Raw genomic sequence first — 26,625 nt, forward strand, 5'->3', positions numbered from 1 at the left:
GCGAGCCGGCCTTCATGGATGATCAGTTGCTGTTCCTCTCCGATGACGACGATACCCCCGTGCGGCATTCCGGCCCGGCCTGGCGCGTGCTGGCGGTGGACGACGATGCCGATTTCCAGCGCGCCACCGCCTTCGCCCTGGGCGAACTCGAGATCGAGGGTGGCCGCATCGAGCTGATCCAGGCATTCAGCCTGCGTGAGGCGGCGGCGATCCTTGCCGAGCGTCGCGATATCGCGGTGATCCTCCTGGATGTGGTGATGGAGAGCGAGGATGCCGGCCTGCGCCTGGTGAGAACCTTGCGCGAGGTGATCGGCAACGCCGAGGCGCGCATCGTGATGCTGACCGGCGAGCCGGGTACGGCCCCGGTGCACGAGGTGATGCGCGATTACGACATCAACGACTACTGGACCAAGAGCGAGATGACCGCCGAGCGCCTGCTCACGGTGCTCACCTCGGGCATCCGCGCCTTCGCCCAGTTGCAGGCCGTGGCCCGGGCGCGGCGCGGCCTGCAGTCGATCGTCGAGTCGAGCAACTCGCTGTTCTGCTCGCGCAATACCCGCGAATTGGCGACCAAGATCCTCTCCGAGATCGCCACGTTGCTGGATGTGGGCATCGAGGGGCTCGTCTGCATGCGCGTCGAGCCGGAGCCGGGTGGCTACGCCACGGGTGATGAGGTGCGGGTGGTCGGCGCCACCGGTGACTACGTGCAGGCCCTCGACGGCGACCTCGACGGCCTTGGCCGCCCGCACGTGGCGGCGCTGCTGCGCCAGTGCCTGCAGGCGCAGCAGACGCTGCGCGTGGAGCAGGGCATCGTGCTGTTCTTCTCGCGCTTCCAGGCCGGCGCCGACTACGCCTGCTACGTCCGCACCGAGCGCGAGCTGGACGATACCGAACTGGAGCTGCTCAAGGTGTTCAGCGCCAGCATCAGCCGTGGCCTGTACAACGTCTCGTTGTTCAGCCGCCTGGAGGAAATGGCCTACCAGGACGAGTTGCTGAGGATTCCCAACCGCAACGCCCTGATCCGCATGCTCGACCTGGTCCTGCAGAGCGAGGACCGGGACAAGCAGGTGCTGGTGCTGATCGACATCGACGATTTCTCCGGCGCCAATATCGCGTTCGGCACGGGTTATGGCGACTTCATCCTCGGCCTGGTGGCCAAGCGCTTGCGCGAAGCCTTCGAGCACGAGGTGCTGGTGGCGCGGATCAAGGACGACCTGTTCGCCGTGCTGGGGCCCGAGTCCCGGGTGCGTGCGGCGGACATCGTCGCCCTGTTCCGCCGCAGCAACCGTCCCTACGAACTGGGCCAGGTGCACAGCCTGGGCAGCGTGACCCTGCGCCTGGCGGATTTCGTCGGCAATGCCAGCGTGGCCCTGCAATCGGCGCTGTTGACGCTGAAACAGGCCAAGCAACTGGGCCATGACCAGCACCTGGTGCATGACCCGCAATTGCAGACGGTACACGCCGAGTCCTACCGCATGCTCCTGGCCCTGCGCGATGCCGTGGATGCCGGGCGCATCGGCATCGAGCTGCAGCCCCAGTTGCATTTGCCGGATGGCCGCGTGACGGGCGTTGAAGCCCTGGCCCGCTGGCGCCAGGAGGATGGCAGCATGGTGCCGCCGGGGCGCTTCATCCCGCTGGCCGAGGCCACCGGCTACATCCTGCCGCTGGGGGACCTGCTGCTGCGCCTGTCGTTGCGTGAGGCGGCGCGGCTGGCCGAGGCCGGGCATGCGGACATCCGCGTGGCGGTGAACGTCTCGGCGCCGCAATTGCTGCAGCGGGACTTCATCGAGCGTTTCAGCCTGCACCTGGAGAACGCCGGGGTATCGCCCCGGCAGATCGAGGTGGAGATCACCGAGTCGGTGGCGATGCGCAACTTCGAGCTGGTCTGCGAGCAGCTCAAGGCCTTGCGCGAAATGGGCGTGACCATCGCCATCGACGATTTCGGCACCGGCTTCTCCTCGCTCAGCTACCTGCGCCGGCTGCCGGCGGACCGGCTGAAGATCGACCGCAGCTTCATCGTCGAGATCGACGAGGCGGAAGGCGAGGCGCTGATCGCCGACGCGGTGATCCAGATCGCCGCGCGGGTCGGCATGCAGGTGATCGCCGAAGGGGTTGAGACCGAGAGCCAGGCGCAGTGGGTGCTGCGCAACGGTTGCAGCGAAGCCCAGGGCTTCCTGTTCGCCCGGCCCATGCCCTGTGACCGCCTGATCGGCTGGCTCGCCGACAGGGCCGGGCCCCGCAGCGGATGAGTCCGGACTCGCTGCAGCGTTTCTCCCGTCGGGTGTTGCTGCGCAGCCTGCTGACGCTGTTCCTGCCCTGGGCGCTGCTGATCCTGGTGCTGACGGTGCTGCTCTATGACCGCCTGCTGGACGCCAAGCTGGCGCCGCGCCTGCACGACCAGCAAGCCAGCCTCAGCGAGGGGCTGGGCGTGCTCAATCGTTATGTTGCCTCCCTGCGCGGCAATCTCCTGTTCCTCTCCCAGCATCCGGCGATAGGCGCCGCCCTGGAACGCGGCGACCCGCAGGACCTGGCACTGTTGCGGCGGCTGATGCTGGACTTTTCCCAGAGCTCCGGGCGCTACGACCAGATCCGCTGGCTCGACGAGCGCGGCCAGGAGCGGGTGCGGGTGGACCTGCGAGAGGGGCGGGCGGTTCGGGTCCCGGACTCCGAGCTGCAGAACAAGGCGGATCGCTACTTCTTCGTCGAGGCGATGCAGTTACCACCGGGGGCGTTCTACCTGTCGCGCTTCGACCTGAACCAGGAGCGTGGGCAACTGGAGCGACCGCTGAAGCCGACGTTGCGGGCGGCGACGCCCCTGTTCGACAAGGCCGGACGGCCACGCGGGGTGCTGGTGCTCAATTACCTGGGGCAGGTGTTGCTGGACCGGGTCGGGCAGATTTCCACCCGCTACGGCGGCTACCTGGAGCTGGTGGATTTCGAGGGCTACTGGATCTATTCGCGCAAGCCCGGGCAGGCGTGGGGGTTCATGCTCGACCGCCCGCAGGATACGGTCGCCAGCCGCTACCCGCAGAGCTGGGCGCGGATGCGCAGCCAGCCGTCGGGGCAGTTCATCGACGCTGCCGGGCTCTGGGCCTTCGTCCGCTTCGATCCGGGCGACAGCGGCGACGACCCGGATGGCGCGGAGCGTGACAGTGGGCGTGACTGGTTGCTGGTGTCGCTGTTGCCGGTGGACATCCTGCAGTCCCTGCGGCTCCAGGTGTTCTGGCAGATGCTGGCGTTCGGCGCCTTCATGCTCTTCGTGGGCCTGGCGGTGGTCCTGCGACTGGCCTTGACGGAGGCCGACCGCGATCGGGCGTTGGCCGGGTTGGAGGCGCGGGGCGATGAGCTGGCGCAGAGCAACCGGCAGCTCACCGATACGGTTGAGGCGCTGCAGCGCACCCAGGGGGCGCTGATCCAGGCGGAGAAGCTGTCCTCCCTGGGCACGCTGGTGGCGGGGGTCGCCCACGAGCTGAACACGCCCATCGGCGCGGCCAGCGTGGCGGCGTCGGCCCTGGACAAGAGCCGGGAGCAGCTGGAGCAGGGGTTCCGGGAGGGGTTGCAGCGTTCTGCGCTGGAGCGGTTCCTGCAACGCAACGCTGAGGGGCTGGCGATCATCCTCGCCAACCTGGGGCGCATGGCACTGCTGACCCGTGCCTTCAAGCAACTGGCCACCGACCGCGCCAGTGTGGAGCGGCGACGTTTCGACCTGGTGGCGCTGGTGGATGAGGTGATGCTGGTGTTCGCGCCGCGGCTCAAGGCCACCTCCCACCGGGTACTGCTCAACCTGCCGCCGAGCCTGATGCTGGACAGCTACCCCGGGCCGCTGGGGCAGATCGTGCAGAACCTGATCGAGAACGCGTTGGTGCACGCTTTCGCGCCAGGGGAGAGCGGCACCGTGCGGGTGCGTGCGGATATCGATGACGGGGGCCGCCATTGCGTGATCGAAGTGGAGGACGACGGCTGCGGAATGACGGAGGAGGTCCTGGCGCGCATCTTCGACCCCTTCTTCACCACGCGGCGCGGTTCGGGTGGCACCGGGCTGGGCCTGCACCTGACCCACCAGTTGGCGGTGGACATCCTCGGTGCGGAGTTGCAGGTGAGCAGCACGCCGGGGCGGGGAACGCTGTTCAGGGTGAGACTTCCATTGGGCTGATTGGGGGATATCCCATTTCTCTGGGGGCGCAGGTAGAATTCGCGCCCTTCATCGGCCGTGGCTTACAGAGAGGCCCCCGTCATGATCTGCCGTGCAGGCTGTGGCGCCTGTTGCATAGCCCCCTCCATCAGTTCTCCCATCCCCGGCATGCCCAATGGCAAGGCGGCGGGGGAGCGGTGCGTCCATCTTTCCGCCGAGCACCTTTGCGCGATCTTCGGCCAGCCAAGCCGCCCGAAGGTGTGCAGCGACTTCGATGCCGATCCTTTTGTCTGTGGCGACAGCCGGGAAGAGGCGATACGTTTGCTGGGCTGGTTGGAACAAGAGACGGCCGTGGCGGTCAGTCAATCTATCCAGTAGCCGTCCGGACGGACGACGGCTGGTCATCATAAGAAGGAGAACAAAGATGGTTTCGCTGCAACGAATCGCTGTGATCTGCGGGTTGAGCGCAACGGCGCTGATGGCCGCAACTGCCCATGCCGAGGACTGGAAGCTGGCCAAGGACGAGGACGGCATCAAGGTGTACCTGAGCGAGGTGGCCGGTTCCAAGTACAAGGCCTATCGCGGGGTCGCCACCCTCAAGACCGACGTCGCCACACTGCGCAAGCTGCAGGAAGACGTTTCCGGCTCCTGCGCCTGGATCCACGAGTGCGAGCAGCAGAAACTGCTCAAGTCGGAAGGCGCCGACAGCTGGACCTACACCCGCTTCAATACCCCCTGGCCGGTCACCCCGCGTGACTCGGTGATCCACGCCACCACCACCGAAGGTGCCGATGGCAGCCTGACCCGCACCCTCAAGGGCGAGCCCAAGTACCTGCCCGAAGAGAAGGGGTTCGTGCGCGTAGCGGCCGTGGAAGGGGTGTGGAAGTTCGTGCCCAAGGGCCCGGGCGAGGTGGAAGTGACCTATCAGGTGCACACCGAGCCGGGCGGCAGCGTGCCATCCTGGCTGGCCAACAGCTTCGTGGTCGATGCGCCGTTCAATACGATCAGCCACCTGCGTGAACGCGCCGAGAAGAAGTGAACGAACGGTCGTATTGAAAAGAGGCCCCGCGATGCGGGGCCTTTTCATTCGTGCGGCAGCCGGGGCGGGCCTTGCGGTGGCGCGAGGGGGCACGCCCGGTGGGCGCATCGGTGCGTGAGCGGGGGCGTGGCGATAGTGGCCGCTTGCCTCGCATGCCTGGCTGGCGCCCATGAAAAAGCCCCGCGGGTGCGGGGCTTTTCCTGGAGCGGTACGTCTTACTTGCGCTTGTCGAGCGAGACGTAGTCGCGTTGCTCGTAGCCGGTGTACAGCTGGCGCGGACGGCCGATTTTGTACGGGCTGGAGAGCATTTCCTTCCAGTGGGAGATCCAGCCGACGGTGCGCGCCAGGGCGAAGATCACGGTGAACATGCTGGTCGGGATGCCGATCGCCTTGAGGATGATCCCCGAGTAGAAGTCGACGTTCGGGTACAGGTTGCGTTCCTTGAAGTACGGATCGGTCAGGGCGATCTCTTCGAGACGCATGGCCAGTTCCAGTTGCGGATCGTTCGTGATCCCCAGTTCCTTCAGGACTTCGTCGCAGGTCTGCTTCATCACGGTGGCGCGCGGGTCGCGGTTCTTGTAAACGCGATGGCCGAAGCCCATAAGCTTGAACGGATCGTTCTTGTCCTTGGCCTTGGCGATGAACTTGTCGATGTTCGAGACATCGCCGATCTCATCGAGCATGGTCAGTACCGCTTCGTTGGCACCGCCGTGCGCCGGGCCCCACAGGGCGGCGATGCCGGCTGCGATGCAGGCGAACGGGTTGGCACCGGACGAACCGGCCAGGCGTACGGTGGAGGTGGAGGCGTTCTGCTCGTGGTCCGCATGCAGGATGAAGATGCGATCCATGGCCTTGGCCAGTACCGGGCTGATCGGTTTGATCTCGCACGGGGTGTTGAACATCATGTGCAGGAAGTTTTCCGCGTAGTTCAGGTCGTTGCGCGGATACATCATCGGCTGGCCCATGGAGTACTTGTAGACCATGGCAGCGATGGTGGGCATCTTGGCGACCAGGCGGATCGCGGAGATTTCGCGATGGTGCGGGTCGTTGATGTCCAGGGAGTCGTGATAGAAGGCGGAGAGGGCGCCCACTACACCGCACATGATCGCCATCGGATGGGCGTCGCGGCGGAAACCGTTGAAGAAGCTCTTCAGCTGCTCGTGAACCATGGTGTGGTTCTTGACGGTGCTGACGAACTTGGCCTTCTCCTCGGCGCTGGGCAATTCGCCATTCAGCAGCAGGTAGCAGGTTTCCAGGTAGTCGGATTCTTCGGCCAGTTGTTCGATGGGGTAGCCGCGATGAAGCAGCACGCCCTTGTCGCCGTCGATGTAGGTGATCTTCGACTCGCAAGAGGCGGTAGACATAAAGCCAGGATCAAAAGTGAAGCGACCCGTGGAGGTCAGGCCCCGCACATCGATTACATCGGGACCTACGGTACCGGACAGAACGGGCAGCTCGACGGGGGCAATGCCCTCGATGATCAACTGCGCTTTTTTGTCAGCCATAGCGGCCTCCTATTTATGCTTGAAATCATCAGACAGCCCCCCACGCAGGGCCCGCACCACTATAGTGAGATAAATGCGAATGTCAATTTGAAGAAACCCATGTAGGAGAGGGGTTTGCGGGGTGTTTTTCGCTGAAAAAGGGCGCTATTTACGCCTTTTATATAAGGAGCGCAATCCGCTCTTAGGGGGAGGCCTTTCCGTTGTCATTAGTCAGCTAACTGTCTATACTCAGCGCCCGACTGCCAGGGGCCCTGAAGCCCGTATTCTGGAGGTCGGCACTCCCTTGGTGAGGGGTACCTGACCAGTGCACTTCCCGACAACTTGCCCTGATTGTTAGGGGCCTCAGTGTGAAAAAAAAGCCGTGAATAGCCAACGACCTGTAAACCTAGATCTCAGGACCATCAAACTCCCAATCACTGCTTACACGTCCATTCTCCACCGTATCTCTGGCGTCATCCTCTTCGTCGGCATCGCTGTGCTGCTTTACGCACTCGGCAAGTCGCTGGCATCCGAGGAAGGCTTCGAGCAGGTGAAGGCGTGCCTGACCAGTCCGCTGGCCAAGTTTGTGATTTGGGGCCTGCTGTCCGCATTGCTTTATCACCTGGTCGCCGGTGTGCGCCACCTGGTGATGGATGCGGGTATCGGCGAGACGCTCGAGGGCGGCAAGCTGGGCTCGAAAATCGTCATCGCGATTTCCGCGGTGCTGATCGTGCTGGCGGGGGTGTGGGTATGGTAACCAATGTCACGAACTTCTCGCGTTCGGGCCTCTATGACTGGATGGCTCAGCGCGTTTCTGCGGTCGTTCTCGCGGCTTATTTCCTTTTCCTGCTGGGCTACCTCGTTGCGAATCCCGGCCTGACCTATGCTGACTGGCATGGTCTGTTCTCCCAGAACTGGATGCGCATCTTCAGCCTGCTCGGGCTGGTTGCTCTCGGTGTACATGCCTGGGTTGGCATGTGGACCATCTCCACTGACTACCTGACGCCGATGGCGCTGGGCAAGTGGGCAACCGTTGTGCGTTTCCTGTTCCAGGCAGTCTGCGGCATCGCCATGTTCGCGTACTTCGTCTGGGGCGTGCAGATTCTGTGGGGTATCTGATCCATGTCTAGCATTCGTACTCTTTCCTACGACGCCATCATCGTTGGCGGCGGTGGCGCTGGTATGCGCGCCGCGCTGCAACTGGCGCAAGGCGGCCACAAGACTGCTGTGGTCACCAAGGTCTTCCCGACCCGTTCTCACACCGTTTCCGCCCAGGGCGGCATCACCTGCGCCATCGCTTCGGCCGACCCGAACGACGATTGGCGCTGGCACATGTACGACACCGTCAAGGGCTCCGACTACATCGGTGACCAGGACGCGATCGAATACATGTGCTCCGTCGGCCCGGAAGCCGTGTTCGAGCTGGAACACATGGGCCTGCCGTTCTCCCGTACCGAGCAGGGCCGCATCTACCAGCGTCCGTTCGGTGGCCAGTCCAAGGACTTCGGCAAGGGTGGCCAGGCTGCCCGTACCTGCGCTGCGGCCGACCGTACCGGTCACGCGCTGCTGCACACCCTGTACCAGGCCAACCTGAAGAACGGCACCTCGTTCCTCAACGAGTGGTACGCCGTCGACCTGGTGAAGAACCAGGATGGCGCCGTGGTCGGCATCATCGCCATCTGCATCGAGACCGGCGAGACCGTCTACATCCGCTCCAAGGCCGTGGTGCTGGCCACGGGTGGCGCTGGCCGCATCTATGCGTCCACCACCAACGCCCTGATCAACACCGGTGACGGCATCGGCATGGCCCTGCGTGCAGGCGTGCCGGTCCAGGACATCGAAATGTGGCAGTTCCACCCGACCGGTATCGCCGGTGCCGGCGTGCTGGTGACCGAAGGTTGCCGTGGCGAGGGTGGCTACCTGATCAACGCCCATGGCGAGCGCTTCATGGAGCGTTACGCTCCGAACGCCAAGGACCTGGCCGGCCGCGACGTGGTCGCCCGCTCCATGGTCAAGGAAGTGCTGGCCGGTAACGGCTGTGGCCCGGACAAGGACCACGTGCTGCTGAAGCTCGATCACCTGGGCGAGGAGGTGCTGCACAGCCGCCTGCCGGGTATCTGTGAACTGTCGAAGACCTTCGCCCACGTCGACCCCGTCGTCGCGCCGGTGCCGGTGATCCCGACCTGCCACTACATGATGGGCGGCGTTGCCACCAACATTCATGGCCAGGCCATCACCCAGGATGCCAACGGCAACGACACCATCATCGACGGCCTGTTCGCGGTCGGCGAAGTCGCCTGCGTATCCGTACACGGTGCCAACCGTCTCGGCGGCAACTCGCTGCTCGACCTGGTCGTGTTCGGTCGTGCTGCCGGCCTGCACCTGGAAAAAGCCCTCAAGGAAGGTATCGAGCACCGCGGTGCTTCGGAAACCGACCTGGAGCTGTCGCTCAAGCGCCTGTCCGGCGTAAACGAGCGCAGCAGTGGCGAAGACGTGGCTCCGCTGCGTAAAGAACTGCAGAACTGCATGCAGAACTACTTCGGCGTATTCCGTACCGGCGAGTACATGCAGAAAGGCATCGCTCAGCTGGCCGACCTGCGCGAGCGCATCGCCAACGTGAAGATCGCCGACAAGAGCCAGGCCTTCAACACCGCGCGTATCGAGGCGCTGGAACTGCAGAACCTTCTCGAAGTGGCCGAGGCTACCGCGATCGCAGCGGAGGTCCGCAAGGAATCCCGTGGCGCGCACGCCCGCGAAGACTTCGAAGATCGTGACGACGAGAACTGGCTGTGCCACACCCTGTATTTCCCGGGTGAGAAACGCGTTACCAAGCGCGACGTCAACTTCACGCCCAAGACAGTTCCGGCGTTTGAACCCAAAGTACGTACCTATTAAGGGTGGCTGATATGTCGCAAGCCAACATTCTGAAAGTCAGCGTTTATCGCTACAACCCGGACCAGGACGCTGCGCCCTTCATGCAGGACTTCCAGGTCGATACCGGCGGCAAGGACATCATGGTCCTGGACGTGCTGGCCCTGATCAAGGAGCAGGACGAGGGTTTCTCCTACCGTCGCTCCTGCCGTGAAGGCGTCTGCGGTTCCGACGGCATGAACATCAACGGCAAGAACGGCCTGGCCTGCATCACGCCGATCTCCGCTGCCGGCCTCAAGGGCGGCCAGCTGGTGATCCGCCCGCTGCCCGGCCTGCCGGTCATCCGTGACCTCGTCGTCGATATGAGCATCTTCTACAAGCAGTACGAGAAGGTGAAACCCTTCCTGCAGAACGACGCGCCTGCCCCGGCGATCGAGCGTCTGCAGTCCCCGGAAGAGCGCGAGAAGCTGGACGGTCTGTACGAGTGCATTCTGTGCGCCTGCTGCTCGACCTCCTGCCCCTCCTTCTGGTGGAACCCGGACAAGTTCCTCGGTCCCGCTGCACTGCTGCAGGCCTATCGCTTCCTGGCCGACAGCCGTGACACCAAGACCGAAGAGCGTCTGGCAGCGCTGGACGATCCGTTCAGCGTGTTCCGCTGCCGCGGCATCATGAACTGCGTGAGCGTCTGCCCCAAGGGTTTGAACCCGACGAAGGCGATCGGCCACGTACGTCACATGCTGCTGCAAAGCGGTACTTGATGCGCTTCATGCTTTACCCGTGACACCTGCGGCGCCGGTTTGCTTCCGGCGCCGCAGTAAAACCAGGACAGCAGCTCACAAAGCGGCGGTCCTTACTCGAAAATACATAGATGACCAGCAGGGGCAACCGGGCTGGTGCCCGGACTATCTGCGGGATCCTTGGTGGCTTTACCGAGTCGCTGTGCCAGGACTGTTGAAACCACGATGATTCCACGCCGGTGGTGTCCCCTTACCGAGGGTGACCAAGCATGCAAGAAAGCGTAATGCAGCGCATGTGGAACAGCGCCCACCTATCCGGTGGCAACGCTGCATATGTGGAAGAGCTCTATGAGCTTTACCTGCACGATCCCAACGCTGTGCCCGAAGAGTGGCGCACCTACTTCCAGAAGTTGCCGGCCGACGGCAACGCCGCCACCGACGTATCGCATTCTACTGTCCGCGACCATTTCGTCCTGCTCGCCAAGAACCAGCGCCGTGCCCAGCCCGTTTCGGCTGGCAGCGTCAGCAGCGAGCACGAGAAGAAGCAGGTCGAAGTCCTGCGCCTGATCCAGGCCTACCGCATGCGCGGCCATCAGGCGGCGACGCTCGACCCCCTCGGCCTCTGGCAACGCAAGGTGCCGGCCGACCTGTCGATCAACCATTACGGCCTGACCGACGCCGACCTCGACACCACCTTCCGTACCGGTGAACTCTACATCGGCAAGGAAGAAGCGACCCTGCGCGAGATCCATCAGTCGCTGCAGCAGACCTACTGCCGCACCATCGGTGCCGAGTTCACCCACATCGTCGATTCCGACCAGCGCAAGTGGTTCCAGCAGCGCCTGGAAAGCGTGCGTGGCCGCCCGGCGTTCTCCGCCGAAGTGCAGAGCCACCTGCTCGAGCGCCTGACCGCGGCCGAAGGCCTGGAAAAGTACCTGGGCACCAAATACCCGGGCACCAAGCGTTTCGGCCTGGAAGGTGGCGAAAGCCTGATTCCGATGCTGGACGAGATCATCCAGCGCTCCGGCGCCTACGGCACCCAGGAAATCGTCATCGGCATGGCCCACCGCGGCCGTCTGAACGTCCTGGTCAACACCTTCGGCAAGAACCCGCGCGACCTGTTCGACGAGTTCGAGGGCAAGAAGGTCGAGGGCCTGTCCTCCGGTGACGTCAAGTACCACCAGGGTTTCTCCTCCAACGTCATGACATCGGGCGGCGAAGTCCACCTGGCGCTGGCGTTCAACCCGTCCCACCTGGAAATCGTCTCCCCGGTGGTCGAGGGTTCCGTGCGCGCCCGTCAGGACCGCCGCAAGGACAAGGCCGGCGACAAGGTACTGCCGATCTCCATCCACGGCGACGCCGCCTTCGCGGGCCAGGGCGTGGTCATGGAAACCTTCCAGATGTCGCAGACCCGCGGCTACCGCACCGGCGGTACCGTGCACATCGTCATCAACAACCAGGTCGGCTTCACCACCAGCCGTCAGGACGACTCGCGCTCCACCGAGTACGCCACCGACGTCGCCAAGATGATCCAGGCGCCGATCTTCCACGTGAACGGCGACGATCCGGAAGCCGTGCTCTTCGTGACCCAGCTGGCCGTCGACTACCGCATGCAGTTCAAGCGTGACGTGGTCATAGACCTTGTCTGCTACCGCCGTCGCGGCCACAACGAGGCCGACGAGCCGAGCGGCACCCAGCCGCTGATGTACCAGCAGATCGCCAAGCAGCGCACCACTCGTGAGCTCTACGCCGATGCGCTGATCCAGTCTGGCGTGCTCGACAACGAGCGCGTGCAGACCAAGATCGACGAGTACCGCACCGCCCTGGACAACGGCCAGCACGTGGTCAAGAGCCTGGTGAAGGAGCCCAACAAGGAGCTCTTCGTCGACTGGCGCCCCTACCTGGGCCATGCCTGGACCGCTCGCCACGACACCCGTTTCGAGCTCAAGACCCTGCAGGATCTCTCCGCCAAGCTGCTGGAGATCCCGGAAGGCTTCGTCGTCCAGCGCCAGGTCTCGAAGATCCTCGAAGACCGCCAGAAGATGGGCGCCGGCGGCCTGCCGATCAACTGGGGCTACGCCGAGACCATGGCCTACGCCACCCTGCTGTTCGAAGGCCACCCGGTCCGCATCACCGGCCAGGACGTGGGTCGCGGTACCTTCTCGCACCGCCATGCGGCGCTGCACAACCAGAAGGACGCCGGTACCTACCTGCCGCTGCAGAACCTGTTCGACGGCCAGCCGAGCTTCGAACTGTACGACTCCTACCTGTCCGAAGAGGCCGTGCTGGCCTTCGAATACGGCTACTCCACCACCACGCCCAACGCGCTGGTGATCTGGGAAGCCCAGTTCGGTGACTTCGCCAACGGCGCCCAGGTGGTGATCGACCAGTTCATCACCAGTGGCGAGCACAAGTGGGGTCGTCTCTGCGGCCTGACCATGCTGCTGCCGCACGGCTACGAAGGGCAGGGCCCGGAGCACTCCTCCGCACGCCTGGAGCGTTACCTGCAGCTGTGCGCCGAGCACAACATCCAGGTCTGCATGCCGACCACCCCGGCGCAGATCTACCACCTGCTGCGTCGCCAGGTGATCCGCCCGCTGCGCAAGCCGTTGGTCGTATTGACGCCCAAGTCCCTGCTGCGCCACAAACTCGCCATCTCCACCCTGGAAGATCTGGCCGAGGGTTCGTTCCAGACCGTCATCGGCGAGATCGACCCGATCGATCCGAAGAAGGTCGAGCGCCTGGTGCTGTGCAGCGGCAAGGTCTACTACGACCTGCTGGAAAAGCGTCGTGCCGAAGGCCGCGAAGACATCGCCATCGTGCGCATCGAGCAGCTCTATCCGTTCCCGGAAGACGACCTGGCCGAAGTTCTTGCCCAGTACAAGAACCTCAAGCACATCGTCTGGTGCCAGGAAGAACCGATGAACCAGGGCGCCTGGTACTGCAGCCAGCATCACATGCGTCGTGTCGCGGCGGCCCACAAGAAAGGGCTGTTCCTCGAGTACGCCGGTCGTGACGCGTCGGCCTCGCCGGCCTGCGGCTACGCCTCGATGCACGCCGAGCAGCAGGAAAAACTGCTGCAAGATGCCTTTACTGTTTAACGCCTTCGCGCAGATAAAACCGAATTAGATAGGAACCCATACAAATGGCTATCGAGATCAAAGCCCCTACATTCCCCGAGTCGGTTGCCGATGGCACCGTAGCCACCTGGCACAAGAAGCCGGGCGAGGCCGTGAAGCGTGACGAGCTGATCGTCGACATCGAAACCGACAAGGTGGTGATGGAAGTGCTGGCCGAGGCCGACGGCGTCCTGGCCGAGATCGTCAAGAACGAGGGCGACACCGTCCTCAGTGGCGAGCTGCTGGGCAAACTGACCGAAGGTGGCGCTGCCGCCGCTGCTCCCGCCGCTGCCGCCCCGGCTGCCGCTCCCGCTGCCCAGGCCGCCGCTCCGGCTGCCGGTGGCGACGACGCCATCCTCTCGCCTGCCGCTCGCAAGCTGGCCGAAGAGAACGGCATCGATCCGAACAGCATCGCCGGCACCGGCAAAGGCGGTCGCGTGACCAAGGAAGACGTGGTCGCTGCCGTCGAAGCGAAGAAATCCGCTCCGGCCGCCGCCCCGGCTGCCAAGGCTGCCGCTCCGGCCGCCGAAGCCCCGGTCTTCGCCGCGGGTGATCGCGTCGAGAAGCGCGTCCCGATGACCCGCCTGCGTGCCAAGGTCGCCGAGCGCCTGGTCGAAGCCCAGTCCACCATGGCCATGCTGACCACCTTCAACGAAGTCGACATGACCGAAGTCATGGCCCTGCGTTCGAAGTACAAGGACCTGTTCGAGAAGACCCACAACGGCGTCCGCCTGGGCTTCATGTCCTTCTTCGTCAAGGCTTCCGTCGAGGCGCTGAAGCGTTTCCCGGCGGTCAACGCCTCGATCGACGGCAACGACATCGTCTACCACGGCTACCAGGACATCGGCGTAGCCGTTTCCAGTGACCGTGGCCTGGTGGTTCCGGTCCTGCGCAACGCCGAGCTGATGAGCCTGGCGGAAGTCGAGAACGGCATCGCCACCTTCGGCAAGAAGGCGCGCGAGGGCAAACTGTCCATCGACGAGATGACCGGTGGCACCTTCACCATCACCAACGGCGGTACCTTCGGTTCGATGATGTCGACCCCGATCGTCAACCCGCCGCAGGCCGCCATCCTCGGCATGCACAACATCATCCAGCGTCCCATGGCCGTGAACGGCCAGGTGGTCATCCGCCCGATGATGTACCTGGCTCTGTCCTACGATCACCGTCTGATCGATGGCAAGGAAGCCGTCAGCTTCCTGGTGACCATCAAGAACCTGCTGGAAGACCCGGCTCGTCTGCTGCTGGACATCTAAATCAGTTGCAAGCCACACGCCGCAAGCTGCAGAACATCGCAGCCCGGCCTGTGGCTTGCCGCTCGAAGCTCGAGGCTTAGGAGAACGTTATGACCCAGAAATTCGACGTGGTAGTGATTGGTGCGGGCCCCGGCGGTTACGTCGCGGCCATCAAGGCAGCCCAACTGGGCCTGAAGACCGCCTGCATCGAGAAATACCAGGACAAGGACGGCAAGACCGCTCTGGGCGGTACCTGCCTGAACGTCGGCTGCATTCCGTCGAAGGCGCTGCTGGACAGCTCCTACAAGTACCACGAGGCCATCGATGGCTTCAAAATCCATGGCATCGAAGCCAAGGGCGTCAGCATCGACGTACCGGCCATGGTCGCGCGCAAGAACGGCATCGTTAAGAACCTGACCGGCGGCGTGAGCACCCTGTTCAAGGCCAACGGCGTCACCCTGCTGGAAGGCCACGGCAAGCTGCTGGCCAACAAGCAGGTCGAAGTCACCGGTTCCGACGGCAAGACCCAGATCGTCCAGGCCGAGAACGTGATCCTGGCATCCGGCTCCCGCCCGGTGGAAATCCCCCCGGCTCCCATCGACCAGGACGTCATCGTCGACTCCACCGGTGCCCTGGACTTCCAGGCCGTGCCGAAGAAGCTCGGCGTGATCGGCGCTGGCGTGATCGGCCTGGAGCTGGGCTCCGTATGGGCCCGCCTGGGTGCCGAAGTCACCGTACTGGAAGCCCTGGACAAGTTCCTCCCGGCCGCTGACGAGCAGATCGCCAAGGAGGCCCTCAAGGTCCTCACCAAGCAGGGCCTGAAGATCCGCCTGGGCGCCCGTGTCACCGGTACCGAAGTGAAGAAGAAGCAGGTCACCGTCAGCTTCACCGACGCCGAAGGCGAGCAGAAGCAGGTGTTCGACAAGCTGATCGTTGCCGTTGGTCGTCGTCCGGTCACCACCGACCTGCTGGCTGCCGACAGCGGCGTTACCCTTGACGAGCGCGGCTACATCTACGTCGACGACCACTGCAAGACCTCCGTTCCCGGCGTCTTCGCCATCGGCGACGTGGTGCGTGGCGCGATGCTGGCCCACAAGGCGTCGGAAGAGGGCATCATGGTCGCCGAGCGCATCGCCGGCCACAAAGCCCAGATGAACTACGACCTGATCCCGTCGGTGATCTACACCCACCCGGAAATCGCGTGGGTCGGCAAGACCGAGCAGTCCCTGAAGGCCGAAGGCGTCGAAGTCAACGTCGGTACCTTCCCCTTCGCGGCCAGCGGTCGCGCCATGGCTGCCAACGACACCACCGGCCTTGTCAAGGTCATCGCCGATGCCAAGACCGACCGCGTCCTGGGCGTCCACGTGATCGGCCCGAGCGCTGCGGAGCTGGTACAGCAAGGCGCGATCGGCATGGAGTTCGGCACCAGCGCCGAAGACCTGGGCATGATGGTCTTCTCGCACCCGACCCTGTCCGAGGCGCTGCACGAAGCGGCCCTGGCCGTGAACGGCCACGCGATCCACATCGCCAACCGCAAGAAGCGTTGAGAAATCAGCCGGGGATGCCGCGCCCTGTTGCGGCCTCCCCAGCGGATTCCTGACAGAAGAACCACGGCGGGCCACCCGTCGTGAGTCCCTCAGGGGCTCACCGCGGAAAGCCCGCCGGACTGCCTTCAGAAGCAGTCACAGGTGGCGCGGCACCACGAATGCAGCGCCGAATGGGCAATACCCAAACGAAGACGGTAGACAAGCATGAATCTCCACGAATATCAGGGTAAGCAGCTGTTCGCTGAGTACGGCCTGCCCGTATCCAAGGGCTTCGCCGTGGATACCCCGGAAGAAGCCGCAGAAGCCTGCGAAAAAATCGGTGGCAGCGAGTGGGTCGTCAAGGCCCAGGTCCACGCCGGCGGCCGCGGTAAAGCGGGCGGCGTGAAGCTGGTCAAGAGCAAGGACGACGCCAAGGCGTTCGCCGCCAACTGGCTCGGCAAGCGCCTGGTGACCTACCAGACCGACGCCAACGGCCAGCCGGTCAGCAAGATCCTGGTCGAGTCCTGCACCGATATCGCCAAGGAACTGTACCTGGGCGCCGTGGTAGACCGTTCCAGCCGCCGCATCGTGTTCATGGCCTCCACCGAGGGTGGCGTGGACATCGAGAAAGTAGCCCACGAGACTCCCGAGAAGATCCTCAAGGCCACCGTTGACCCGCTGGTCGGCGCTCAGCCCTACCAGGGTCGTGAACTGGCCTTCCAACTGGGCCTGCAAGGCGACCAGATCAAGCAGTTCACCCACATCTTCGTGAACCTGGCCAAGCTGTTCCAGGACTACGACCTGGCCCTGCTGGAAGTGAACCCGCTGGTGATCAAGGCCGACGGCAACCTGCACTGCCTGGACGCCAAGATCAACATCGACAGCAACGCCATGTATCGCCAGCCCAAGCTGCGCGCCATGCACGACCCGTCCCAGGACGACGCTCGTGAAGCCCATGCGCAGAAGTGGGAACTGAACTACGTCGCGCTGGAAGGCAACATCGGCTGCATGGTCAACGGCGCTGGCCTGGCCATGGGCACCATGGACATCGTCAACCTGCACGGTGGCAAGCCTGCCAACTTCCTCGACGTCGGCGGCGGCGCTACCAAGGAGCGCGTGACCGAAGCCTTCAAGATCATCCTGTCCGACAGCAACGTCGCTGCCGTACTGGTGAACATCTTCGGCGGTATCGTTCGTTGCGACATGATTGCCGAAGGCATCATCGGTGCAGTGAAGGAAGTCGGCGTGAAGATCCCGGTGGTCGTCCGCCTGGAAGGCAACAACGCCGAACTCGGCGCCAAGGTACTGGCCGAAAGCGGTCTGAACATCATCGCGGCGACCAGCCTGACCGACGCTGCCCAGCAGGTCGTCAAGGCCGCGGAGGGTAAGTAATGAGCGTCCTGATCAATAAAGACACCAAAGTAATCTGCCAGGGCTTCACCGGCTCGCAGGGCACCTTCCACTCCGAGCAAGCCATCGCCTACGGCACCAAGATGGTTGGCGGCGTGACCCCCGGCAAGGGCGGCACCACCCACCTCGGCCTGCCGGTGTTCAACACCGTCAAGGAAGCCGTGGAAGCCACCGGCGCCGACGCATCGGTGATCTACGTTCCGGCTCCGTTCTGCAAGGATTCCATCCTCGAAGCGGCTTTCGGCGGCATCAAGCTGATCGTCTGCATCACCGAAGGCATCCCGACCATCGACATGCTGGAAGCCAAGGTCAAGTGCGACGAGCTGGGCGTACGCCTGATCGGCCCGAACTGCCCGGGCGTGATCACTCCCGGCGAGTGCAAGATCGGCATCATGCCGGGTCACATCCACCTGCCGGGCAAGGTAGGCATCGTGTCGCGTTCCGGCACCCTGACCTATGAAGCCGTGAAGCAGACCACCGACGCCGGCTTCGGCCAGTCCACCTGCGTGGGCATCGGTGGCGACCCGATCCCGGGCTCCAACTTCATCGACATCCTGAAGCTGTTCCAGGAAGATCCGAAGACCGAAGCGATCGTCATGATCGGTGAGATCGGCGGTTCCGCTGAAGAAGAAGCCGCTGCCTTCATCAAGGCCAACGTGACCAAGCCGGTGGTGTCCTACATCGCTGGTGTCACCGCACCGCCCGGCAAGCGCATGGGCCACGCCGGCGCCATCATCTCCGGCGGCAAGGGCACTGCGGACGAGAAGTTCGCCGCCCTGCAGGACGCGGGTGTGAAGACCGTGCGTTCCCTGGCCGACATCGGCAAGGCCCTGGCCGAGCTGACCGGCTGGGAAGTGAAGAAGGCCTAAGGCTTTCCGATCTGAGCAAAGGCCACCTTCGGGTGGCCTTTGTGTTTTTTCGCGCCTGTTCTTCAGGCGACAGATAGTTAAGTCCAGTCGACAGGCTGATGCATGTCAGTGCCGGTAGGCTGAACAAATCGCTAGTCTTGCACCCCTCAAGCTCGCCAGGCTCCACAAGGGCAGGGAACGGGCACCCATGGTCGATCCCAAAAACGGATGGATGACGTTTCCCGTACCCCGGGGAAACCCTCTGAAACTATGAAATTCTGCCTGTGGTATTCCTCCCTATGACTCGTTTGAAAGGCTCGGACCTCCTGGCCCTCGGCTTCATGACATTCGCGCTGTTCCTCGGCGCCGGCAACATCATTTTTCCGCCCAGCGCCGGCATGGCTGCGGGTGAAAACGTCTGGCGCGCCGCGCTTGGCTTCCTGCTCACCGGCGTCGGCCTGCCGCTGCTCACCGTGGTCGCCCTGGCACGTGTCGGGGGCGGCATGGACCGCCTGACCGCGCCGCTCGGCAAGGCTGCCGGCCTGGCCTTCGCGGTAGCCGTGTACCTGGCCATAGGGCCTCTTTTCGCCACCCCGCGTACCGCCGTGGTTTCCTTCGAGATGGGTGTTGCGCCCTTTACCGGAGAAAGCGGCATCGCACTGTTCACCTACAGCGTGCTGTACTTCGGTGCCGTGCTCTTCCTGGCCCTGAATCCCGGCAAGCTGGTGGATAGCATCGGCAAGTTCATCACCCCTGTGCTGCTGGCAGCGCTGCTGGTTCTGGGCGGTGCCGCGATGAGCATGCCGGCCGGCCCCATCGGCAGCACCTCGCAGGCTTACCAGGCTGCGCCGCTGGTGGAAGGTTTCCTGCAGGGCTACCTGACCATGGACACCCTGGGTGCGCTGGTATTCGGCATCGTCATCGCCACGGCCATTCGCGACCACGGTGTCGAAGATGCCGGCCTGGTTACCCGCTACTCCGTCATCGCCGGGATCATCGCGGCATCCGGGCTGGCCGCCGTCTACCTCGCGCTCTTCTATCTGGGAGCCACCAGCCAGGGCATCGCCGGTGACGCACAGAACGGTGTACAGATCCTCACCGCCTACGTTCAGCACACCTTCGGCACCGTCGGCAGCCTGCTGCTGGCCGTGGTCATCACCCTGGCCTGCCTGACCACTGCCGTCGGCCTGCTGACCGCGTGCGGCGAGTTCTTCAGCCGCATCCTGCCGGTCTCCTACCGCACCGTGGTACTGGGGCTGGCAGCGTTCAGCCTGCTGGTGGCGAACCAGGGGCTGACCCAGCTGATCGCTTTCTCGGTGCCTGTGCTGGTGGGGCTGTATCCCCTGGCGATCGTCCTGGTGGCATTGAGCCTCTGCAATCGCCTGTGGCTGTCGTCGCGTCGCGTCTTCGTGCCCACGATGCTCGTTGCCCTCGTCTTCGGCCTCATCGACGGCCTGGGCGCTGCCGGCTTCAAGTCGTTGGTGCCGTCCTTCATCGAGCATCTGCCGTTCTCCAGCCAGAGCCTGGCCTGGCTGCTGCCGGTGCTGGTGGTCCTGGTGCTGGCGGTCATCGCCGACCGCCTGGCGGGCCGCCCCGCCGTCGCGCCGGCCTGAGCTGCTTCGCACCCTTTGAGAGGCCACCTGCGGGTGGCCTTTTTCATGGCCGCGCCTGCCATCGCGCCTGGTTGGAAGCGGGTGCGATGTTGCGTCGGTGACCGGGTGTCTTCCCCGGCGGCGTTGACGTCTACAGGGCGGTTCCCCTTATCCGCACCAGGCCACCCATGAACGACATTTCCGAGCTGATCGACTTCCACTACCTGTGGAACCTGCTGGCCATCCTCTGGTTCATCCTCTGCTGGGGTGGCTACACCCGCTACGCCACCTGGAAGGGCAGGGACACCCCGTGCCTGGCCTCGGTCATGCACCTGTATCGCGAAGACTGGATGCGCCGCCTGCTGCTGCGCGACAACCGCATCGCCGACGCCAGCGTGATCGGCAACCTGGAGCGCAATGCCTCATTCTTCGCCTCCAGCACCCTCATCATCCTCGCCGGCGTGCTCACCGTGCTCGGCTCCACCGACCGCGCCGTCTCCATCCTCGCCGACCTGCCGTACGTCGAGCCCGCCAGCCGGGGCATCTCCGAGGTCAAGCTGCTGGCCATCGCGGTGGTGTTCGTCTACTCCTTCTTCACCTTCAGCTGGTGCATGCGCCAGTACAACTTCGCCGCCGTGCTGGTGGGGGCGGCGCCGATGATCGGCGAGCGCAACGTCGGCGACCAGGAGCGCAAGGACTTCGCCGTGCGCACCGCGCGGGTCATCTCGCTCGCGGCCAACCAGTTCAACCTCGGCCTGCGCAGCTACTACTTCGGCCTGGCCATGCTGGCCTGGTTCATCAACCCCTGGTTCTTCATGCTGATCACCGCAGGCGTGGTGCTGGTGCTGTATCGACGCGAATTCCACTCCGCTGTGCTAGAGGTGATGGTGTACACCCCGACGACACAGGCGGCGGAGCCGCCGAAGGAGAAAAACGAATGAGTATTCCGTTCTGGTGCGTGTTCTTCGCTGCCCTGCTGATCTACATCGCCAAGATTCCCGTGGCCAGGGCCATGAAGGAGGAGGGCGGCGGCTACGACAATCACCACCCCCGGGCCCAGCAATCCCGCCTGACCGGCTTCGGCGGTCGTGCGCTGGGGGCGCACCTCAACAGCATCGAGATCTTCCCGCTGTTCGCCGCCGGCGTGCTGATGGCCCACACCACCGACACCCGTGGCTGGCTGATCGACCTGCTGGCGCTGGTGTTCATCGTCTCTCGGGTGATCTACCTGTTCCTCTACTGGAACGACATCCACCTGCTGCGCAGCCTGGTATGGGTGGTCGGGCTCGTGTGCTGCCTGCTGTTGATGCTCAGCCCGGTGCTCTGACTCATCGTCACCCCCGCGCAGGCGGGGGCGACCGACTGGCACCCGGCAGATACGAGAAGGCCCGCATGATGCGGGCCTTTGCGTTTGGGGATGGAGCCTGGGGTCACTTGCCGTCGATGGCGTCCTTGGCTTCGTCGCCGGCGCCTTCCACCGCACCCCCGATGTCATCGGCGGCCTCTTCGGCCTTCTCGCCGGCGGTGGGTTCGTGACCGGTGATCGGGGCGGCCTTCCGTTCGGCCGCCTCGCCGCTTTCCTTCGCCGCGTCGCCCAGGGATTCCATGGCTTCGGATGCCGATTCCTTGGCCGCTTCCATCTTGTCTTCCGGGGTCTTTTCGCAGGCTGCCAGGCCGAGGGTCACGGCCAGGATCAGGGCATAGGGAAGGGGATTGAGCACGGTATGTCTCCTGGTTCTCTAGGGGCGGGATGAGTGGCCTCATCGCGTGCCGTTTGGAGCCCAGGCGTTTTGCTTTAGTTCCTCGGGTTGCCGCCAGCCCGCATGGCGCAAGGGCTGGCGGCTGCCGCTGTTACTGCTGGCCGCTGGGCTGGCCACCCTGCGGGGCGGCTTCCGGTGCGGTGCTCGGCGCAGCCGGGGCGGAGGGGGCCGGAGCCGGGGTCTGCGGGGCACCGCCAGGTGCCGGCTGGGTGGCGGCGGGCGGGGTTTCGCTCGGCTGGGCGGCCTTGTCGTCAGCGGGTTTGTCGCAGGCGGCGAGGCCCAGGCTCGCGGCGATCAGCAGGGCATAGGCATAGGACTTGTGCATGGGGGGTCTCCTTGGTCTGGGTTGTTGCACGACGAGCTTTCGAGTCCCCCTGTGCCCCGGAAGTTCAGCCGGATCGCCCCGGCGGCGGGCCGCGCGGTATCATGCGCGCCTTCACGCCAACGCCATGGAACCACCGGATGAGCGACAACCCCATTCTCGACAATGCCCAGCGCTTCCTGTCCGTGCTGCGCCACTGCCAGGTGCTCGGCCTGCGCGTGCACGATGCCGACAGCCGGGGCCTGACCCTGTGCCTGCCCTACAGCGAGCGGATCATCGGCAACCCGGAAACCGGCGTCATCCATGGCGGCGCCATCACCACCCTGATGGACACCACCTGCGGCATCTCCACCGTCTGCGTGCTCCCGGAGTTCGAGATCTGCCCGACCCTCGACCTGCGCATCGACTACATGCACCCGGCCGAGCCGAACAAGGACGTCTTCGGTTTCGCCGAGTGCTACCGCGTCACGCCCAACGTCATCTTCACCCGCGGCTATGCCTACCAGGACGACCCGGAGCAGCCCATCGCCCATGTGGTCGGCGCCTTCATGCGCATGGGCAAGCCCAGCCAGCTGAAGAAGGGGAGCGCGGCATGAAGCTCGATCTCGACGCCCTGGTACGTGAAGCCCACGAGAAGAACGACTACGACTCGCTGGTGTGCCTGATCCCCTACGCCAAGCTGCTGGGCATCGAATGCCTGCGCCTGGGAGAGGACATGGTGTTCCGCCTGCCGGCCAACAAGGACAACATCGGCAACCCGACCCTGCCGGCCATCCACGGCGGCGTGATCGCCGGCTTCATGGAGCACGCCGCGATGCTCCACCTGCTGATGTTCATGGGCATTCCACATTTGCCCAAAATCATCGACTTCTCGATAGATTACCTACGCGCCGGGCACTATCGTGACACCTTCGCCACCTGCCAGGTCTGGCGACAAGGCCGTCGCGTCGCCAACGTCGCCATCACCGCCTGGCAGACCAACCAGACCGAGCCCATCGCCACCGCCCGCGCCCACTTCAAGGTCGACGAACCCTGACCCCTGGCCGGGTGCGATACGCCCGGTCATGCACCAAGGAATCCTGGATGGATGCACTACTGATACTCGGCGGGCTGCTGCTGATCCTCGCCGGCCTCGTCTGGCTGGTCATGCTCGCCTTCGGTACCAGCCTGCTGTGGGGGATCGGCAGCCTGTTGCCGCCGCTCACCCTCGGCTACATCGCCGCGCACTGGCGCACCGCGCGCAAGGCGGTGATGCTCGCGGCCCTCGGCGTCATCCCGCTGATCGTCGGGCTGACCCTCCTGGCCAACCGCGACCCCGAGCGCCTGCACGCCCTGGTCAGCCTCGAATGGCTCAAGGGCGAGCGCAAGGCGCCGAGCGAACTGGCCATCGACCTGCGCGGCGAGCTCAACGGCCAGCCCTTCCAGCCGCAGCAGGCCGAGCTCATCGATGGTGTGCTCAGCCTGCGCGAAGGCCAGGACTTCTTCGCCCGCCGCGAGGTGAGCATCCGCCTGGGCCTGCAACCCGGGGACGAACTGCGCCTGGACGTGCTGCCCGAAGACGCCGGCAGCAAGCCCGAGGTCGAGATCAGCTGGCTGCTGCCCGAGCAGGAGCTGCCCGAGGCGCGACGCCTGGGCAAGGGCTACACCCTGCACCTGGACCTCAAGCGGCGCGGCCCGAACACCCTCGCCGGTGCCTTCCACCTGGTGCTGCCGCCGCAGTTCCACACCACCCTGAGCGGTGAGGTCGAGCTGTTCACCGACCGCCTGCGCTACCGGGACGGGCAGGTCGACCTGCGCCACGACTCCATGGACACCCTGCACTACGTCGCTCGCGACTACCTGCAGCGCCGTTTCGCCACCCGCCAGGTCGAAGTGGCGCGGCTGCCGACCGCCAGCCTGCCCGCGCGCGAACTGGAGCTGGAAGTCGACGCCCGCATCGACGGCACCGCCCAGCGCCTGCCGCTGCAGTTCATCCGCAGCGACCTGCGCGGCTGGGCCATCCGAGGCGACCGCTTCCCGGCCTTGCCAGCGGTCGAAGCCAAGCCCGAGACCGCCAGCGCCAAGGCCGAGGCCGCCCCGGCCGAACGCACCTCGCGTCCGGCCGACCGGCGCCAGCGTTTCTCCCTGGAGCGTCTGCTGAACAACCCCAACCACTACCAGAACCTCGCCATGCGCGTGCAGACCCAGCGTGGCAGCCTGGCCGAAGGGCGCTTCAACGGCATCAACGGTGCCGGCCAGATCATCATCCGCCGCAACATCTCCGGGCAGGGCGAGGCCAGCTTCGTGCTGCGCCCCGAAGAGATCGCCCGCATCGAGCTGCTCGAGCCCTGACCCCCGCCGTCACGGCCGCCCGCCCGGGCGGTCGTCGACGCCCTCCATGCAAGCCCTTGAAATTGAACAGCAAGCCCCCATCTGGGTGACATCCGCCGCAGTCGCGGCCTATATCATCCGTGGAGTTAGACGACCATGAGTGTGGAGACTCAAAAAGAAACCCTGGGCTTCCAGACCGAAGTGAAGCAACTGCTTCACCTGATGATCCATTCCTTGTACTCCAACAAGGAAATCTTCCTGCGCGAGCTGATCTCCAACGCCTCCGACGCCGCCGACAAGCTGCGTTTCGAAGCGCTGGCCAAGCCGGAGCTGCTCGAAGGCGGTGCCGAGCTGAAGATCCGCGTGAGCTTCGACAAGGACGCCAAGACCGTCACTCTCGAAGACAACGGCATCGGCATGAGCCGCGATGAAGTCATCGCCCACCTGGGCACCATCGCCAAGTCCGGCACCGCCGACTTCCTGAAGAACCTGTCGGGCGACCAGAAGAAGGACTCGCACCTGATCGGCCAGTTCGGCGTGGGCTTCTACTCCGCCTTCATCGTCGCCGACAAGGTGGACGTGTTCACCCGTCGCGCCGGCCTCTCCGCCGCCGAGGGCGTGCACTGGTCGTCGAAAGGCGAGGGCGAGTTCGACATCGCCAGCGTCGAGAAGGCCGAGCGCGGCACCCGCATCGTCCTGCACCTGAAAGCCGGCGAGGAAGAGTTCGCAGATGGCTGGCGCCTGCGCAACGTCATCAAGAAATACTCCGACCACATCGCCCTGCCCATCGAACTGCCGAAGGAGCACTACGGCGAAGAGAAGGACAAGCCGGCCGAGCCCGAGTGGGAGACCGTCAACCGCGCCAGCGCCCTGTGGACCCGTCCGCGCACCGAGGTGAAGGACGAGGAATACCAGGAGTTCTACAAGCACGTCGCCCACGACTTCGAGAACCCGCTGTCCTGGAGCCACAACAAGGTCGAGGGCAAGCTGGAATACACCTCCCTGCTGTACGTCCCGGCCCGCGCGCCGTTCGACCTGTACCAGCGTGAAGCGCCGCGAGGCCTCAAGCTCTACGTCCAGCGCGTGTTCATCATGGATCAGGCCGAACAGTTCCTGCCCCTGTACATGCGCTTCATCAAGGGCGTGGTGGACTCCAACGACCTGTCCCTGAACGTCTCCCGCGAGATCCTCCAGAGCGGCCCGGTGATCGACTCCATGAAGTCGGCGCTGACCAAGCGCGTGCTGGACATGCTGGAGAAACTGGCCAAGAACGAGCCCGAGCAATACAAGGGCTTCTGGAAGAACTTCGGCCAGGTCCTCAAGGAAGGCCCGGCGGAGGACTTCGCCAACAAGGAGAAGATCGCCGGCCTGCTGCGCTTCGCCTCCACCAGCGACGAAAGCGGCGAGCAGAGCGTCTCCCTGGCCGACTACATCGGCCGCATGAAGGAAGGCCAGGACAAGGTCTACTTCCTCACCGGCGAATCCTACGCCCAGGTGAAGAACAGCCCGCACCTGGAAGTCTTCCGCAAGAAAGGCATCGAAGTGCTGCTGCTCACCGACCGCATCGACGAGTGGCTGATGAGCTACCTCACCGAGTTCGACGGCAAGCACTTCGCTGACGTGGCACGCGGTGACCTCGACCTCGGCAAGCTGGACTCGGAAGAGGACAAGAAGGCCCAGGAAGAAGTCGCCAAGGCCAAGGAAGGGCTGGTCGAGCGTCTCAAGGCCGCCCTCGGCGATGACGTCTCGGAAGTGCGCGTCTCGCACCGCCTGACCGACTCCCCGGCGATCCTCGCCATCGGCGAGCAGGACCTGGGCCTGCAGATGCGCCAGATCCTCGAAGCCAGCGGGCAGAAGGTGCCGGACTCCAAGCCCATCTTCGAGTTCAACCCCAGCCACCCGCTGATCGAGAAGCTGGACAACGAGCAGGATGAAGAGCGCTTCGGCGAGCTGTCCCACATCCTCTTCGACCAGGCCGCCCTGGCCGCCGGCGACAGCCTGAAGGACCCGGCCGCCTACGTGCGCCGCCTGAACAAGCTGCTGGTGGAACTCTCTGCCTGAGGCGTGTGAAGCTCCCCGGAAAGGCCCGCGCAAGCGGGCCTTTTTCATGGGCGCAGCATGACGGTGCTCGTGGTCGGGTGGGTGGAGCGCAGCGAAACCGCGATTGCCAGGCCCCAGGCTCACCCAGTCGCCGGCCCATCACCCCAAACGAAAAAGGCCCGCAATTGCGGGCCTTCTTC

The 26,625-nt window shown here is 64.5% G+C and carries 23 protein-coding genes; 20 read left to right on the forward strand and 3 right to left on the reverse strand.

The features are described 5' to 3' along the window. The first annotated feature begins 14 nt into the window (after positions 1 to 14). The 4 genes from HSX14_RS11275 (at position 15) to HSX14_RS11290 (ending at position 5,171) form a co-directional block, all read left to right on the forward strand. A complete protein-coding gene (locus tag HSX14_RS11275) occupies positions 15 to 2,249 on the forward strand; it encodes a putative bifunctional diguanylate cyclase/phosphodiesterase (protein ID WP_173179523.1) in 2,235 nt (744 codons plus the stop codon). Further along, a complete protein-coding gene (locus tag HSX14_RS11280) occupies positions 2,246 to 4,153 on the forward strand; it encodes a sensor histidine kinase (RefSeq protein WP_173179521.1) in 1,908 nt (635 codons plus the stop codon). The genes HSX14_RS11275 and HSX14_RS11280 overlap by 4 nt, the downstream gene beginning before the upstream one ends. Before the next feature lie 81 nt (positions 4,154 to 4,234). Next, complete coding sequence (locus tag HSX14_RS11285) at positions 4,235 to 4,510, forward strand: YkgJ family cysteine cluster protein (protein ID WP_173179519.1); 276 nt, start codon at positions 4,235 to 4,237, stop codon at positions 4,508 to 4,510. A gap of 46 nt (positions 4,511 to 4,556) precedes the next feature. Continuing rightward, a complete protein-coding gene (locus HSX14_RS11290) occupies positions 4,557 to 5,171 on the forward strand; it encodes an START domain-containing protein (RefSeq protein ID WP_111262868.1) in 615 nt (204 codons plus the stop codon). A gap of 215 nt (positions 5,172 to 5,386) precedes the next feature. Here the strand turns inward: HSX14_RS11290 and gltA are convergent, their stop codons facing one another. Further along, positions 5,387 to 6,676, reverse strand: a complete 1,290-nt coding sequence (gene gltA, locus HSX14_RS11295) for a citrate synthase (RefSeq protein WP_111262869.1) — start codon at positions 6,674 to 6,676, stop codon at positions 5,387 to 5,389. A 361-nt stretch (positions 6,677 to 7,037) separates the two neighbouring features. On the opposite strand from gltA, the gene sdhC reads away from it, so the two are divergent. From sdhC to HSX14_RS11355, 12 genes are all read left to right on the forward strand, one after another. After that, positions 7,038 to 7,412 carry a succinate dehydrogenase, cytochrome b556 subunit gene (gene sdhC / locus HSX14_RS11300; RefSeq protein ID WP_111262870.1) on the forward strand — a complete coding sequence of 125 codons (375 nt, stop codon included), beginning with the start codon at positions 7,038 to 7,040 and terminating at the stop codon, positions 7,410 to 7,412. Beyond that, positions 7,406 to 7,774 carry a succinate dehydrogenase, hydrophobic membrane anchor protein gene (gene sdhD / locus HSX14_RS11305; protein ID WP_111262871.1) on the forward strand — a complete coding sequence of 123 codons (369 nt, stop codon included), beginning with the start codon at positions 7,406 to 7,408 and terminating at the stop codon, positions 7,772 to 7,774. Before sdhC ends, sdhD begins: the two co-directional genes overlap by 7 nt. A gap of 3 nt (positions 7,775 to 7,777) precedes the next feature. Further along, positions 7,778 to 9,550: a succinate dehydrogenase flavoprotein subunit gene (sdhA, locus tag HSX14_RS11310; RefSeq protein ID WP_111262872.1), complete on the forward strand. Its 1,773-nt coding sequence runs from the start codon at positions 7,778 to 7,780 to the stop codon at positions 9,548 to 9,550. 26 nt (positions 9,551 to 9,576) lie between these two features. Beyond that, positions 9,577 to 10,284, forward strand: coding sequence for a succinate dehydrogenase iron-sulfur subunit (locus tag HSX14_RS11315; RefSeq protein ID WP_111262889.1), 708 nt, complete (start codon positions 9,577 to 9,579; stop codon positions 10,282 to 10,284). Positions 10,285 to 10,532: 248 nt separating this feature from the next. Continuing rightward, a complete protein-coding gene (locus HSX14_RS11320) occupies positions 10,533 to 13,364 on the forward strand; it encodes a 2-oxoglutarate dehydrogenase E1 component (RefSeq protein ID WP_173179517.1) in 2,832 nt (943 codons plus the stop codon). A gap of 44 nt (positions 13,365 to 13,408) precedes the next feature. Then, the gene (odhB, locus tag HSX14_RS11325) at positions 13,409 to 14,638 is read left to right on the forward strand and encodes a 2-oxoglutarate dehydrogenase complex dihydrolipoyllysine-residue succinyltransferase (protein ID WP_173179515.1); all 1,230 of its coding nucleotides are present in this window, start codon (positions 13,409 to 13,411) and stop codon (positions 14,636 to 14,638) included. 89 nt (positions 14,639 to 14,727) lie between these two features. Continuing rightward, the gene (lpdA, locus tag HSX14_RS11330) at positions 14,728 to 16,164 is read left to right on the forward strand and encodes a dihydrolipoyl dehydrogenase (protein ID WP_111262875.1); all 1,437 of its coding nucleotides are present in this window, start codon (positions 14,728 to 14,730) and stop codon (positions 16,162 to 16,164) included. Between the two features lie 204 nt (positions 16,165 to 16,368). Continuing rightward, entirely contained in the window at positions 16,369 to 17,535 is a 1,167-nt protein-coding gene (sucC, locus tag HSX14_RS11335; protein WP_111262876.1) for an ADP-forming succinate--CoA ligase subunit beta, read from the forward strand. Next, positions 17,535 to 18,422 carry a succinate--CoA ligase subunit alpha gene (sucD, locus tag HSX14_RS11340; protein WP_111262877.1) on the forward strand — a complete coding sequence of 296 codons (888 nt, stop codon included), beginning with the start codon at positions 17,535 to 17,537 and terminating at the stop codon, positions 18,420 to 18,422. The genes sucC and sucD overlap by 1 nt, the downstream gene beginning before the upstream one ends. 278 nt (positions 18,423 to 18,700) lie before the next feature. Next, a complete protein-coding gene (gene brnQ / locus HSX14_RS11345) occupies positions 18,701 to 20,014 on the forward strand; it encodes a branched-chain amino acid transport system II carrier protein (protein WP_173179513.1) in 1,314 nt (437 codons plus the stop codon). 167 nt (positions 20,015 to 20,181) lie between these two features. Next, the gene (locus tag HSX14_RS11350; protein ID WP_173179511.1) at positions 20,182 to 20,934 is read left to right on the forward strand and encodes a DUF599 domain-containing protein; all 753 of its coding nucleotides are present in this window, start codon (positions 20,182 to 20,184) and stop codon (positions 20,932 to 20,934) included. Beyond that, positions 20,931 to 21,320 (forward strand): MAPEG family protein, encoded by a 390-nt coding sequence (locus tag HSX14_RS11355; RefSeq protein ID WP_173179509.1) that lies wholly within the window; start codon positions 20,931 to 20,933, stop codon positions 21,318 to 21,320. The genes HSX14_RS11350 and HSX14_RS11355 overlap by 4 nt, the downstream gene beginning before the upstream one ends. Positions 21,321 to 21,423: 103 nt before the next feature. On the opposite strand, the gene HSX14_RS11360 is transcribed toward HSX14_RS11355, so the two are convergent. Both HSX14_RS11360 and HSX14_RS11365 read right to left on the reverse strand, forming a co-directional pair. Continuing rightward, positions 21,424 to 21,714: a hypothetical protein gene (locus HSX14_RS11360; RefSeq protein ID WP_173179508.1), complete on the reverse strand. Its 291-nt coding sequence runs from the start codon at positions 21,712 to 21,714 to the stop codon at positions 21,424 to 21,426. A gap of 130 nt (positions 21,715 to 21,844) precedes the next feature. Then, on the reverse strand, positions 21,845 to 22,078 hold the full coding sequence (locus HSX14_RS11365) for a hypothetical protein (RefSeq protein WP_173179506.1): 234 nt from the start codon (positions 22,076 to 22,078) through the stop codon (positions 21,845 to 21,847). Positions 22,079 to 22,215: 137 nt separating this feature from the next. Here HSX14_RS11365 and HSX14_RS11370 point away from each other — a divergent pair, with 137 nt between their 5' ends. From HSX14_RS11370 to htpG, 4 genes are all read left to right on the forward strand, one after another. Continuing rightward, complete coding sequence (locus HSX14_RS11370) at positions 22,216 to 22,671, forward strand: PaaI family thioesterase (RefSeq protein WP_173179504.1); 456 nt, start codon at positions 22,216 to 22,218, stop codon at positions 22,669 to 22,671. Next, positions 22,668 to 23,111 (forward strand): PaaI family thioesterase, encoded by a 444-nt coding sequence (locus HSX14_RS11375; RefSeq protein WP_111262884.1) that lies wholly within the window; start codon positions 22,668 to 22,670, stop codon positions 23,109 to 23,111. The genes HSX14_RS11370 and HSX14_RS11375 overlap by 4 nt, the downstream gene beginning before the upstream one ends. Positions 23,112 to 23,158: 47 nt before the next feature. Then, positions 23,159 to 24,406, forward strand: a complete 1,248-nt coding sequence (locus HSX14_RS11380; RefSeq protein ID WP_173179502.1) for an MFS transporter — start codon at positions 23,159 to 23,161, stop codon at positions 24,404 to 24,406. 135 nt (positions 24,407 to 24,541) lie between these two features. Next, positions 24,542 to 26,446, forward strand: coding sequence for a molecular chaperone HtpG (htpG, locus tag HSX14_RS11385; protein ID WP_173179500.1), 1,905 nt, complete (start codon positions 24,542 to 24,544; stop codon positions 26,444 to 26,446). Positions 26,447 to 26,625 lie beyond the last annotated feature (179 nt).

Source organism: Pseudomonas tohonis (assembly GCF_012767755.2).
Lineage (GTDB): Bacteria > Pseudomonadota > Gammaproteobacteria > Pseudomonadales > Pseudomonadaceae > Metapseudomonas > Metapseudomonas tohonis.